The organism is Streptococcus caecimuris, from assembly GCF_943193075.1.
Lineage (GTDB): Bacteria > Bacillota > Bacilli > Lactobacillales > Streptococcaceae > Streptococcus > Streptococcus caecimuris.
This window is the reverse complement of record NZ_CALPCT010000005.1, coordinates 1-13,430: the sequence shown is the minus strand read 5'-3', so window position 1 is coordinate 13,430 and position 13,430 is coordinate 1. Positions and strand designations below refer to the sequence as shown.

16 protein-coding genes are annotated in these 13,430 nt (G+C 40.0%); all 16 read left to right on the top strand.

Going from position 1 to position 13,430, the window contains the following annotated elements:
- Nucleotides 1-27 precede the first annotated feature (27 nt).
- The gene (locus NFR56_RS02955; RefSeq protein ID WP_003003382.1) at nucleotides 28-228 is read left to right on the top strand and encodes a helix-turn-helix transcriptional regulator; all 201 of its coding nucleotides are present in this window, start codon (nucleotides 28-30) and stop codon (nucleotides 226-228) included.
- Nucleotides 215-733: a DUF3278 domain-containing protein gene (locus tag NFR56_RS02950; RefSeq protein ID WP_251457592.1), complete on the top strand. Its 519-nt coding sequence runs from the start codon at nucleotides 215-217 to the stop codon at nucleotides 731-733. Before NFR56_RS02955 ends, NFR56_RS02950 begins: the two co-directional genes overlap by 14 nt.
- Before the next feature lie 24 nt (nucleotides 734-757).
- Complete coding sequence (locus NFR56_RS02945; RefSeq protein WP_023026903.1) at nucleotides 758-1,201, top strand: GNAT family N-acetyltransferase; 444 nt, start codon at nucleotides 758-760, stop codon at nucleotides 1,199-1,201.
- A 261-nt stretch (nucleotides 1,202-1,462) separates the two neighbouring features.
- On the top strand, nucleotides 1,463-2,482 hold the full coding sequence (locus tag NFR56_RS02940; protein WP_251457589.1) for a DNA/RNA non-specific endonuclease: 1,020 nt from the start codon (nucleotides 1,463-1,465) through the stop codon (nucleotides 2,480-2,482).
- A 119-nt stretch (nucleotides 2,483-2,601) separates the two neighbouring features.
- Complete coding sequence (locus NFR56_RS02935; RefSeq protein WP_003017298.1) at nucleotides 2,602-2,778, top strand: hypothetical protein; 177 nt, start codon at nucleotides 2,602-2,604, stop codon at nucleotides 2,776-2,778.
- Nucleotides 2,778-3,389, top strand: coding sequence for a Fic/DOC family protein (locus NFR56_RS02930; RefSeq protein WP_003017315.1), 612 nt, complete (start codon nucleotides 2,778-2,780; stop codon nucleotides 3,387-3,389). Before NFR56_RS02935 ends, NFR56_RS02930 begins: the two co-directional genes overlap by 1 nt.
- 256 nt (nucleotides 3,390-3,645) lie before the next feature.
- Nucleotides 3,646-5,403 carry a glycoside hydrolase family 13 protein gene (locus NFR56_RS02925; RefSeq protein ID WP_251457586.1) on the top strand — a complete coding sequence of 586 codons (1,758 nt, stop codon included), beginning with the start codon at nucleotides 3,646-3,648 and terminating at the stop codon, nucleotides 5,401-5,403.
- A gap of 110 nt (nucleotides 5,404-5,513) precedes the next feature.
- Entirely contained in the window at nucleotides 5,514-5,825 is a 312-nt protein-coding gene (locus tag NFR56_RS02920) for a hypothetical protein (RefSeq protein WP_003003574.1), read from the top strand.
- A gap of 198 nt (nucleotides 5,826-6,023) precedes the next feature.
- Nucleotides 6,024-6,800: an Ltp family lipoprotein gene (locus NFR56_RS02915; RefSeq protein WP_251457583.1), complete on the top strand. Its 777-nt coding sequence runs from the start codon at nucleotides 6,024-6,026 to the stop codon at nucleotides 6,798-6,800.
- 210 nt (nucleotides 6,801-7,010) lie between these two features.
- A complete protein-coding gene (locus tag NFR56_RS02910; protein WP_251457580.1) occupies nucleotides 7,011-7,898 on the top strand; it encodes a DUF4300 family protein in 888 nt (295 codons plus the stop codon).
- A 3-nt stretch (nucleotides 7,899-7,901) separates the two neighbouring features.
- Nucleotides 7,902-8,315, top strand: coding sequence for a hypothetical protein (locus NFR56_RS02905; protein ID WP_251457578.1), 414 nt, complete (start codon nucleotides 7,902-7,904; stop codon nucleotides 8,313-8,315).
- A gap of 66 nt (nucleotides 8,316-8,381) precedes the next feature.
- Nucleotides 8,382-9,233 (top strand): CbrC family protein, encoded by an 852-nt coding sequence (locus tag NFR56_RS02900; RefSeq protein WP_251457574.1) that lies wholly within the window; start codon nucleotides 8,382-8,384, stop codon nucleotides 9,231-9,233.
- Between the two features lie 61 nt (nucleotides 9,234-9,294).
- Nucleotides 9,295-10,050, top strand: coding sequence for a CPBP family intramembrane glutamic endopeptidase (locus NFR56_RS02895; protein ID WP_251457570.1), 756 nt, complete (start codon nucleotides 9,295-9,297; stop codon nucleotides 10,048-10,050).
- Entirely contained in the window at nucleotides 10,047-10,802 is a 756-nt protein-coding gene (locus NFR56_RS02890) for a CPBP family intramembrane glutamic endopeptidase (RefSeq protein WP_251457568.1), read from the top strand. Before NFR56_RS02895 ends, NFR56_RS02890 begins: the two co-directional genes overlap by 4 nt.
- 158 nt (nucleotides 10,803-10,960) lie before the next feature.
- Nucleotides 10,961-11,620 (top strand): ankyrin repeat domain-containing protein, encoded by a 660-nt coding sequence (locus NFR56_RS02885; RefSeq protein WP_251457565.1) that lies wholly within the window; start codon nucleotides 10,961-10,963, stop codon nucleotides 11,618-11,620.
- Between the two features lie 195 nt (nucleotides 11,621-11,815).
- Entirely contained in the window at nucleotides 11,816-13,324 is a 1,509-nt protein-coding gene (gene glpK, locus NFR56_RS02880; protein WP_251457562.1) for a glycerol kinase GlpK, read from the top strand.
- Nucleotides 13,325-13,430 lie beyond the last annotated feature (106 nt).

Sequence of the window (13,430 nt, the reverse complement as noted above, 5' to 3'; positions counted from 1 at the left end):
GACACATTTACATTTAGGAGGTGCCAAGTGAACCGTGTGAAAGAATACAGAGTCAATCTTGGTCTTTCTCAATTGGCTTTGGCAAAAAGTATTGGAGTTTCCAGGCAAACGATTAATATGATTGAGAATGGGAAGTATAACCCTTCCCTAGATCTCTGTATCAATCTAGCAAAAGAGCTTGGGACGGATTTGAATTCTTTATTTTGGAGGATCGATGATGATGAATAAAAACTGGCAATTGAAATGTGTGAAAGCTTTCTACGATATTACAGGTGAGCTTGACGAATACAAGGAAAAAGAATTGAGTACTTTTGGGAACAACATGTACATGCTCTTTATGTCGGGGATTATCCTTGGATTCCTGCTCAGTTTCATGTTCACTACAGATTGTGTCGGTGTGATCACGTTTTTAGTATTTTGCTACTCTCTGTACCAACAAGAGCAGGTGATTCATCGTTTGGAACTCGATATCTATGAGGTTTCAGAAGGTGAAGTAGGAGAGGCGAAGAAAAAAATGCTAAAAAGAACTTTCCTTCAAACCTTGATTGTGATGGGACTGGCTATTTTTGTTGCTATCGGTCTTTGGAGAACAGGATTGCTACAAGAAAATAAGATAAGCTTTGAAATGTATTTCACTTTTATTTTCCCTCTTGTCATTGGGCTGATTACCATGATTAGTTTCTTGAGTAATTTCATTGCAAATAGAAGAAAAATCAAAGTGATCCGGGATTAGATCCATCAGAAATAAGAACAATTCATGATGAATAGAATAGTAGACGATCAGATCACTCTTATTCCTTATTATAGGAATGATGAGATCTCCCTTCTTTGGTATCAAGATAGTGAGGTTTGCAAACAGGTGGATAATACTGATCAGATTTACGATGTAACAAAACTTCATAAAATGTATGATTACCTATCTTCACATGGTTCTTGCTATTATATCCAATATGAGGGAGTGTTAGTTGGAGATGTGACACTTCAAGATAATTCAGAGCTTTCTATAGTGATCAGCAAAGAGTATCAGAATTTACAGATCGGAAGACGGTGTATTTCTGAAATGATACAGATGGCCAAAGAGAAAGAAATGGTTAAGGTAACTGCTCAAATTTATCCTTTTAATACTCAAAGTCAAAGAATGTTTTTGGCTTTGGGATTTCAGAAAGTAGACGAAGAGTGGTATGAATATAAGTTGATTTAGGATTGTTGTAGATCATTTTATATATTTAAATACTGGTCCGTATTTTGTATATCAAAGAACATCAAATTGAAAATTAACTCATTAAAAACATATAATTGAAAGATGAAGCTGGTATAAATGTAGACTTGCTGTAAAAACTTGGTATAGGGGATCCATCGTTATATTTGGTAAAACTAAAAATCGAAATCTAAACAGATCTTCTATGTTTGTAACCGCTTTTTTCTGCTATAATAATACTAGATAGTAATACGGGAGTTTATTATGGTTACAAAACGATTTTTGAAAAATGTCATCGTTGGGATAGTCGCGGTTTTCATGACCTTAACTTTTGTTCATGGGGTTCAAGCTCAGCAAACGGGACTCGATTACCAAAGTCTCAACCTGCTAGCTTTTACTGGTAACAAGCAGCTCGTTTTAGGTGAGTTTGATCATTTAGGTCGTGCGACTTCAGCTCATATACAGTTACAGGACAAGGATGAACCAAAGCAGAAAAGAGAGCCACGGCTGACCTACAATCCAGTCGGCTGGCATAATTATAAGCTGTCCTATGGAAACAAAGGGAAGAAGGCCTGGTTGTTCCATAGAGGGCATCTGGTCGGCTATCAATTTAGTGGTCTGACCAATGAAGGGAAAAATTTAGTTCCCTTAACTGCATGGACCAATAGTGGAAATTATAGAGGAACCGCTGATCGTAATGATGAGGGGATGCTCTACTATGAAAAGCGCTTGGATAGTTGGTTAGCCACTCACCCTCATTACTGGTTAGACTACAAGGTGACCCCGTTTTATGCGGGTGATGAATTAATTCCGAGACAAGTAATCTTGCAGTATGTTGGGATTGATCAAGAAGGAAATCTACTCCGTATAAACTTAGGAAGTCCGAAAGAATCTGTAGATGCTTATGGGATAACCACCGTTACCTTGGATAATTATTCTAAGAATGCGACCATTGATTATCTGAAGGGGACCGCCAAGCCATCTTTAGTGCCGACGGAACCAAGTAGTCAACCACAACCAGCCAGTCCTTCTGTAGAGACGCAACCAAGTCAAGCCCCTCAACCGAGTCAGCCAGCAGTGCCTGCACAGCCCGTTCAACCTGTCCAGCCTACAGAGCCAACTCGTCAACTGGCTCCAGTTGTTTATGTGGCCAGAAATGGAAGTGCTGATGTTTATTGGTATTCTAAGGATAGCATGCCACGAAATACTAACTTTTCCAAAGTAGTTGAAATGTCAGAAGAGCAAGCGCTCAGTCTTGGGAAGCGACATACAAGTAAGGAATGAGGATCAGTCATTTAGATGATGAGAAAGCCCAATTGCTGGGCTTTTTGTGTAGGGTAAGTTCTAAATAGGAGAACTAAAATGATTGAAAATATGCTATAATAATAGGACGGAGGTAGAATATGACCTTAGATGTAGATAAAGAAAAAATGATGATTATGGGTGTGATTTTTGACAACAAAAAGGTTTTTAAGAGCGTCTGGTTTGCTCTTAGCACCAATATGATTGAAGGATGGCATCCCACGGTAGAAGACGTGGAGCGACTGAGAGAAGAGGCAGTTGCATTAGGAGTTGGATAATGGTCAGAAAAATATATGATGGGTATGATTATATAGACCCTGATAATTTATACACCTATCCCCATTCATCTGTTCTCATAAATAAATTTAATGAGAAAAATGATAATAAAGCACGAGAATTAGAATATCGTTTAGTAGCAAGCCAAAGTTTAAAACTGTTTATTAATCCAATTGAAGTAAATACTGTTTCAGATATTTTAAAGATTCACAAGTTTCTTTTTGAAGGGATGTATACTTGGGCAGGTCAATACCGTCAAGTAAATATCTCTAAAAGTGGAAATGCTTTTATGCCAGTTCAGTCTTTTGATATGGCAGAAAAATATTTAAATACTTTGATTTCAAACTATCTACTTAACGCAAATAATAAAATTGAGATTTGTAAAAGTTTAGCTGAGATATTAGATAATCTAAATTATTTTCACCCATTTAGAGAAGGAAACGGTCGTACTCAACGAGAAGTTATCCGTTCTTTAGCTTTGATGAAAGGCTATGAATGTGAAATTTCAATTGGTTTAGATGATGATATCTATCACTTATATATGGATGGAACAGTTTATGGAGATACTAGTAAACTCGAACAACTGTTCAATAAACTATTAACAGAAATATAGATCTGTAGTATATTTTAGTAGGAAACAGTATAAAGTGATGCTTATAAGGTAAAGTCATTGCTTCAACAAAAATCTTTAAGCCCAATTGATGGGCTTTTTGTGTGCAATACAATTATAAAAAGTTAGTAGTCTAAAATTATCTCTCTCAACATATTGCAAACCTTTTCATAAAGTTGTATACTAATAAATGATTTTATGTAATCGTTTGCATATATTGGTAAATGATGAAAAGAAAGGAAAGTAGGAGACGAGACAGATGGAATTAACAGCGATTTACCACCGGCCTGAATCGGAGTACGCCTATCTTTATAAGGACGGCCAGCTTCACATTCGCATCCGGACCAAGAAAGAGGATATCAAACGGATTGTCTTGCACTATGGGGATCCTTTTATATTTATAGAGGATCTATATGAGGCAACCAAGGAAATGGACAAGGTGACGACCGACGATCTCTTTGATTATTGGCAAGTATCGGTATCTGTTGGCCATGCCCGGATCCAGTACCTCTTTGAATTAGAGGATACAGCGGGAGAGAAGATCTTGTACGGAGACCGGGGTGTGGCAGCTTACACCAAGGAGAACCTGGACTTCGTCATGAATGGCTTTAAGCTTCCTTTTATCCATGAGATTGATGGGTGCGCTGTACCGGATTGGGTGGCTCAGACGGTTTGGTACCAGATTTTTCCTGAGCGCTTTGCCAATGGCAATCCAGCTCTGTCACCAGAAGGTGTCCGTCCTTGGGATGCGTCAATTGCCCCTACCATGTTGGATTTCTTTGGTGGAGATTTGCAGGGGATTATCGATCACTTGGACTACTTGCAGGAGTTAGGAATTACAGGGCTCTACCTTTGCCCGATTTTTGAATCACCGAGCAACCACAAATACGACACCATTGATTACTTTGAAATTGATCGACATTTTGGTGATAAAGAGACCTTCCGCAAACTAGTGAAAGAGACTCACGCGCGTGGGATGAAGATTATGCTGGATGCTGTCTTTAATCATATTGGCTACGATTCACCCCAATGGCAAGATGTGGTCAAATACGGGGAGGATTCGATTTACAAGGACTGGTTCCATATCAAAGAGTTCCCTGTCTCCTCAGAAAATCTGTGGAATAGTCGCGACTTGTCTTACCATGCTTTTGCCTTTGCGGGCTTTATGCCTAAGCTCAATACGGCTAATCCTGAGGTGAAGGCCTATCTCTTGAAGGTTGCGACTTACTGGATTGAAGAGTTTGATATTGATGCTTGGCGCCTGGACGTGGCCAATGAGATCGACCATCAATTCTGGCGGGATTTCCGTAAGGCGGTCTTAGCCAAGAAACCAGACCTCTATATCCTCGGGGAAATCTGGCATTCGTCCCAACCTTGGCTCAAGGGCGATGAGTTCCATGCGGTGATGAACTATCCTCTCTCTGAAAGTATCAAGGATTATTTCCTGCGGGGGCATAAGGAGACGCAACGCTTCATTTGGGAAATCAATAGCCAGTCCATGTACTATAGGCAACAAATCTCTGAGGTGATGTTTAACCTCTTGGACTCCCATGATACAGAGCGCATCCTAACAACGGCCAAAGGCGATCTTCAGTCTGTCAAGTCTGCTCTCGCCTTCCTTTATCTGCAACGGGGTACGCCTTGTATCTACTATGGAACGGAGCTAGCCCTCATCGGAGGTCCAGACCCAGATTGCCGCCGTGTCATGCCATGGGAGCGCGTGGCAGCTGATAATGACATGCTCAACTTTATGAAGGAATTGATCCAGCTCCGAAAAGAAGTAGCGAGCATGATTCAGTATGGTAAAGTGAGTCTGGAAGAAGTAGAGCCGGATGTGGTGGCAGTAGAGTGGCAGCATGAAGGTCACCTTCTCAAAGCCTACTTTAACCAGTCGAAGAAAGACTTTGTATTAGAAAGAGGACAGGCAGATCTGATGAGTCTTGGAAGCATTTCTAATGATCGCTTGATCATTCAGCCAAAGGGATTTGTTATTTATAGAGAAGAGCTAAACGTATAAAACTATTTCTAATGGACGCATTTGTGTGCTATTTTCCGAAATCCTTTAGTTGTACATTCCCCTCCATAAGTGTATAATGTGTCCTTAGATAAACAAATGAGGAGTTTACTATGGAATTAAAAGATTTTACAGAAAAAGAACAGGAACAAATCAAGCAAGGATTGAGCACGGCTGAGCTTTCTGATAAGGAAGCAGCGAAGAAATTACTTGCTCTTGTCCCGCAAGAATGGATCAAACGTATTCCTTTCTTTGTCAGGGGGCATGCGACGACCAAGACAGTTGAGCGTGTAGCCAAGCAATACCCTGAACTCTATGCCGTGGCGAAACGTCAAGGGGACCTTCCTGAAAAAGAAGGAGAAGAGCTCCGCAAGATTATGACAGCTATCTTTGAAGAAAAGATGAACAAACACAAGATTAAATAAGATTTTATAATACTTTGTCATTTTTTATTTCACATAGAATGAGTGATTGCAGTTGAAATGCAGTCACTTTTTTATTTACTAGCCATAGAGACTTTTACACTAGTAAATAAAAATGAACAATATTTCATGATATAATACTAATGAAAGCAGTTCCAGAGGGATGAAAATTTCATTGGAGAGAAACAAGTAAAGGGAGTCATGATGAAAAAGTTTTTGATATTTATTTTTACAATTTTTGGATTATTTGCAGGAATGCTAGCTCTTATAGTAATTGATTATGAAATAAATTATAATAAATGGATAAATTCACGTTCAGGATCACAGTTGACTAATCCTGTACAAAAATACTCTTCTTCAAGTGATGGAAATAAGGATGATTTTGAATCATCAAAACAAGAATACGCTACTTCAAGTTCTAGTACACAGAATTATGATTATAGAAAATACACTTCTTCAAGTGATGAAAATGAGGACGATTTAGAATTATTATTTAATTTGCTTGTGAAAAAACTTTTTCATCCAACTTTAGTAGAAGAAGAATTTAAAAGGGCATATGCAACAGCTAAGCAACTGTCAAAGGATTCTCCTATTTCGAAGCAGGCTATCAAAAATAAAATAAAGATTTATAATTATTCAGAAGGAGCTAACCAGTACGCTATATATAAGCTTAATATGGACTGGAAAGAGCAGGCTGTTTTAGCAGCAAAATCACTTCAAAGGTATCGTTATTCAAAAGAAAAATTAGTTTGGCAACTTATAAATGTTGAACTATTTACTCAAGAAGAGGCTGATTATGCCATAGAACAAGGTCATTTCGATTGGAAGGAGGACGCTGTGAAAGAAGCGGAATCTTATGCAAATGGTAGCAAAATTTCGAAAGAAAAGATATTAGAAATACTTGTTGAAAATAGAAAATTTACTCAAGAAGAAGCTGAGTACGCAATAGAACATGCTCAAGTAGATTGGTTGAATTAAACAATAATTTTAATTTTAATTTTTGTAACATATTGAAGAGCTGGATAGTCTGCCAGCTCTTTTTTTGCTACTTATAAACTTTTCTCATTTCGTAAAAAATAGTTGGAGCAAAGCTAGTTTTAAACTATAATATAGGAGAAGGAGATTCGATAGGAAAAAGAAATGTATCATGTTACAAAACATCTTAGTATAGAGAAAAGGAATCAATCTATGAAACCATCTAAAAAAATCATGCTCCTTACTAGCTGTGCCTTGGCGATCTTTGCTTTAGCGGCTTGTGGGACCAACCAAAAGCAATCCAAGGAAAAGCAGGAAAGCTCTACTGTTCAGCAGTCCCATTCAGACAAGGAGCACTACAAGGGAACATACAGCAACCTCAATAGCAAGGCTAGTGTCGAAGAAGTGCGGGCTCTCTTGTCTGCTTATTTGGATAAGGAAAGTGTAGACAAGTTTCTTGGTCTAGTAACGGACTATGATAGCATTGTTGGCTCGGTCGGTTTGACGGGTGACTTCAGCAAGTTCAAGAAAACAGACTACAATGTCGAGAAGATCAGTGACTTGTGGACCAAGCAGAAGGGCGATTTCGTCGGAACCAACTGCCGGATCAATAGTTATACCTTGCTGAAGAATCGCATCGAGATTCCTAAGATGAAAGCGGATAGTGAACTCTTGTTCGTGGACAATGATGCTATTGACAAAGGAAAAGTCTTCGATGAGGCAGACAAGGAAGCCTTTAACATACTGTATTCACGGGTTCCGACAGAGGCCACAACGGATGTCAAAGTCCATGCCAAGAAGATGGAAGAGTATTTTTCTCACTTCAAGTTCAATGAAAATGCCCGCATGCTTTCTGTCATCGTTCATGATAACCTAGACGGAAATACCCTTTTTGTCGGGCACGTCGGTGTCTTGGTTCCTGCAAAGGACGGCTATCTCTTTGTTGAAAAGCTAACCTTTGAAGAGCCATACCAAGCCATCAAATTTGCGACCAAGGAAGATGTCTACAAATATTTGGAGACCAAATACCAAGATTACACCGGTGAAGGTCTAGCTAAGCCCTTTATCATGGACAATGAAAAATGGGTTGAAATGAAATAGAGGATGAAGGGTAACGTGTTAGAGTTTAGAAAAATGATGATGTATACTCCAATTATATATGTGCTAGTTTTCTTGCTCTTTTTCAGTCTTCTCCTTTTCCTGAGAAGAAGGGCAATCGTGAGATCTAGTGGCGGTCCCTTCTTTGCCCCTTTCCATATTAGCTATGGAATCTTCTATATCCATGCCGCACTATGTTTCAGTCGGCGAATGATCCCACTGAAAGAGATCAAGCAAATCACCTATGCAATTTTTCGTGGACGATCTGGTGGTGGGGCTCGCTATGCTTTTTATATCGAGCTTAGAAATGGAAAGACTATTCCCTTCTTTTTTGGAAAAAGCAAGCGGAATGAAGAGCTGGTGGAGAAGCTCAAACGAAATGCAGGTAGGTATGGGTTTAAAGTACATGATCCAGGTTAGAATACAATCATCTGTAGAAATAGGATCTGCGATTTGATTCCTTTAAAAATGAAAGCGAGTAGTCCTATGAATGATTCGATGAAAGAATATATCCACTTAAAAAAGCAGTTCCAAGCGCAAGATAAGGATTCATCCAGCGTGCTGGCTTTCTATGAATTTGCGGATCGGCTGACCTTACTGGAAACTCCAGAAGCTAAGCAGGTCTTGGTGGATGTGTATCAGGAGTTGGGCTTGTATGCCAGTGCCTTTGCTCTCTTCTCAGAGTTAGTAGACAAGTCTGATCGCAAGCAAGTTAAGAAGCTTTTTACCTTAGAAAAGATGAGTCTCAGTCATGGAGATCGCTTTGCGCTTACGCGTCCTTTGACTGAAAAAGAAAAAGAGGCTCATAAAGAGAAAATCAGTTCCTTGCCAACCTTCCGCTATCATCCGGATCCACTAGGGACTGGTGCTTTTAAGGAAGGGGAGCCTAAGACCTGTCCTTCGTGTGGGGAAGACCACACCATCTATTATGTTCTGAGACCTTATTGTGTGGAGGAGCTAAGCCATCTCTGTCCGACTTGTATTGCTACAGGTCGTGCTGCCCAGAAGTTTGAAGCAGAGTTTATCCAAGATGCTGATTGGCAAGGGGTCATGGATAAGGAAAAAGACCAGGTCCTCTTCTGTCAAACTCCCGGCTATAGTAGCTGGCAGGGCGAATATTGGCTCTCTTGTTGCCAAGACTACTGTGCCTATCTGGGGACAGTTGGCACCCGTGAACTGGAAGAAATGGGCATTGCTGAGCAAGTCTTAGCAGAATACGAGTCACGTAATGAATTTCAGGATGTAGCTGAATACTTAGTCAAGGATGGTTCTATGTGTGGCTATCTCTTTCGATGTCTACACTGTGAACAATACCATCTTTGGGTTGATGCGGATTAGGGGGATGCTCCAAATCTAATAGAGTCATGAATTAGATGAAAGAATAGAAAAGGAATCACGAATGAGTAGAAAGCAAGCCCTATCTATGTATTTGTTAGGGACCTTTGGTCAAGTATTAGGAGTCAGCCTTCTGGTTTGGTTTTTAAGAGTAGGAGGAGTCAAGGTTGATTTTACATCATCATTTGGGATCATCGCTATTATTGTAGGTGGCTTGTCATCAGCTATTTGGGGCAGTCTTGCAAGCATTAGTTACCATCAATCTAGTTTTAAACAAGTTCTCAAAGATTTTTTTCAAGTTAAAGACAGTTTTGCTAATTATTGTTTAGTACTCGTTTTCTTGATACTCGACTTTTTCCCATTTATCTTAGGTGGTAAGATTACCAGTCAATCGATTGTCTTGCCAGTGGTGCTCTTTTTCAAGGCTCTTCTTTTTGGTGGGATTGAAGAAATTGGCTGGCGTTATTTCTTTCAACCAACTTTGCAGGAAAAAATACCTTATCTTTCAGCTACTTTGATCACCTTTTTAGCCTGGTCTAGTTGGCATCTACTATACTTTTATATTGATGGTTCTTTAGCTGTCATTCAATTGTTTCCGTTTCTAGTAGGTCTGCTAACTAACTGCTTTATCTTATCCGCCTTGTATCATAAAACGCAAAATTTATGGCTCTGTGTCATGACCCATGCCTGTATCAATTCCTTGTCTCAGATGATAGTGAATGAAGAGGTATGGCTATCTATCGTCAGTAAAATTCTTATTATTAGTTTAGCAATCATGATTGCAAGAAAGAAGTATGTAACTCTAAAGGAGGAAAAATGAGCAAATTTATTTCAAAACAATCAGTCGCTATCTGGTATGCACTGACTGCCCTCTTTGCTACATATATAGTAGGGCAAGTTATCCTATGGTGTTTCCCAGATAGGAGTAGTATGGGGGCCTCACTCCTGTTTATCCTAATGAACTTGATTCCCATGATAACGGCTCTTTGCTTTTCCATCGTCTTAGGTGAAACTAAATCCCTGGGAGAATTTTTCAAAAAGGTCTTTCTTCAAAAAGAAAGTAATCTGTCCTGGATACTAGCTTTCTTCATCCCCGTCATTTATTATGGGATCTCCATCCTGCTCATGAATGTTCGCTTTACTGGAAACTCCCTCTTGGCCTTCTTCCTCTATTTCCCCTGGACCTTTTTATATGGAGGTCTGGAAGAAGTCGGTTGGCGTTGGTTTTTACAAGATCATCTTTCCTTTAGTAAGCACTTTATACCTAAAATGATGGTTCTTTCCCTTGTCTGGTTCCTCTGGCATATTCCTATCTATCAACTCCCTTGGATTACAGCAGGTTCGTCTAACTATCTCATCTTTTATCTGATGATTTTAGGGAATACCTTCCTATTTGGAGCGCTCAAGGAGTACTCGAAAGGTGCTGTTCCTTGTATCCTTGCCCATATGCTGATCGATAGTCTGGCTATCCTTATGCTGGTTCAGAGTTCTCTTCCTCAGATTATCCTTCTAGTTATTATTGAAATCCTACTATCCTCTTGGCTAGTGGCAATACGAAAATCGGAAAAATAAAGTTTAACCTCTTTCTGTGAGAGTCTGTCATCTTCACCCTTTAGGACTTCAATGTAGAGTCCATAAAATGGTATAATCAGTTTAACGAAGAAACTAGAGGTAGGACCATAGTTTTAACACAGTCTGATATTTATTTACTAGGTAAGGGGGGAAAGACCATGCAAAAAACCTTTCAGTTATTGCGAAGAGGAGATATCGAAGGAGTCCGTCAGATATTGGATAAAAAGCCTGAAGAAGTCAATGCTGTTTCGGGTGACAAACCTAAAAGAGATCAAGGACAGTCGCTCCTTCAAGTCGCTATTAAATCGGGACATTTAGATATTGCAGACTTACTCATTGATAGAGGGGCCGATCTTAACTTTATTGAAGAACCTACAGAGCTAAATCCATTCTGTCAACCGGTCATCCAAACTGCCGGTGGAAGAGCTGTATTTGACTGCAGGCGCATGATCAAACGTTGGAATGGTCAATATGAGATGTATTCGTCTAAGGAAAAGGCTGACCAATCCTTCAAGGTTTTTAAAAAAATGTTAGAACTTGGAGCCGATATCTCTCAGAAGGATAGTCATGGGGGAACTTTATTGCAAACTATTTTAATAGAAACCAAGGAAGTTCTGCCATCTTATTATTGGAAAACAAAAGAAACGAGCGATAATGTCCTCATTACGGATGAATTACATCATGATTTAAATCGTATTTATGATCTCCTGATTCGTTACGGTGTGACATCGGAAGAGATTTCTGCCTATCATAAGATTCCTCTCAAAGAACTTTACCAGGACAGTCCGACCATGGAGTTCTTAAATCGGTTAGATTAGAGCAGATCTTGATAAGCATTTGAAATACTAGGAAGAGCCTTAGGGCTCTTTTAATTTGATCTGATAGAGTTAGAAGCAGAAGGAAAATTTAGACAGTAATTTATTAAAAAAATGGATACAAATCCTAGATGAAATAGAGTATACTAGTTTATGAAAGAACAAGATGTTTAAGTACCTAATTTAGGAGGACAGTTTATGTCACCAGAAACCTATATCATGGCGATTGACCAGGGAACCACTAGTTCGCGAGCCATCATTTTTAACAAAAAAGGCGAGCAAGTTAGCTCTAGCCAAAAGGAATTCACTCAGATTTTTCCGCAGGCTGGTTGGGTGGAGCACAATGCTAATGAGATTTGGAACTCTGTACAGTCGGTGATCGCTGAAGTCTTTATTGAAAGTGGCATCAAGCCCAATCAAATCGAGGCGATCGGCATTACCAATCAACGGGAAACGACAGTTGTTTGGGATAAGAATACGGGTCTTCCCATTTACAATGCTATTGTATGGCAATCACGACAAACTGCTCCACTGGCTGAAGAGCTCAAAAACCAAGGCTATGTAGAAACCTTCCACCAAAAGACAGGTTTGGTCATCGATGCCTACTTTTCAGCGACTAAAGTCCGTTGGATCTTGGACCATGTTGATGGGGCGCAAGAAAGAGCTGAAAAAGGAGAATTGCTCTTTGGGACCATTGATACTTGGCTAGTCTGGAAGCTGACGGATGGAGCAGCCCATGTGACAGACTATTCCAATGCTGCCCGTACCATGCTCTACAATATCAAGGAACTGAAATGGGACGATGAAATCTTAGACATTCTCAACATTCCTAAAGCCATGCTTCCTGAGGTTCGTTCAAACTCTGAGATTTATGGCAAGACAGCGCCTTTCCATTTCTACGGTGGACAAGTGCCGATTGCAGGGATGGCAGGAGACCAGCAAGCTGCCCTTTTTGGTCAATTGGCTTTTGAACCTGGTATGGTCAAAAATACCTATGGAACTGGATCCTTCATCATTATGAATACAGGTGAAGAGATGCAGTTGTCAGAAAATAACCTGCTGACGACGATTGGTTATGGGATCAATGGCAAGGTCTACTATGCATTAGAAGGATCAATCTTTATAGCTGGAAGTGCTATTCAATGGCTTCGTGATGGCCTGCGTATGATCGACAGTTCTCCTGAATCTGAAGCCTATGCTCTGAAGTCCCAGAACCAGGATGAAATCTATGTGGTCCCTGCCTTTACGGGTCTTGGAGCCCCATACTGGAATCAAGAGGCGCGTGGTTCTGTCTTTGGACTTACCCGAGGAACGACCAAGGAAGACTTTATCAAAGCAACCCTTCAATCTATTGCCTACCAAGTACGCGATATTATCGACACCATGCAGGTAGATGCCAAGACTCCTATTCCTGTCCTAAAAGTAGACGGAGGAGCAGCGAAAAATGATTACTTAATGCAGTTTCAGGCAGATATTCTTGGAATCGCGATTGCTCGCGCGAAAAACTTGGAAACAACGGCTTTAGGGGCAGCCTTCCTAGCAGGTCTGACAGTAGGCTATTGGAAGGACTTAGATGAATTAAAATCTCTTCATGGAGCAGCCCAAATCTTTGAACCCAAGATGGATGAAGCTCGCAAAGAGAAATTGTACAAGGGATGGAAGAAAGCAGTCAAAGCCACTCAAGTATTTGCAGAGTCTGATGACTAAAGGGACTCATCAAATGAATCGTTTATGAGAGAGAGTGGGACAGAAATCGGTCATTCGTTAGAATTCGATTTCGTCGTCCCACCTCCGCACAGTTGAGTAGGGCTGT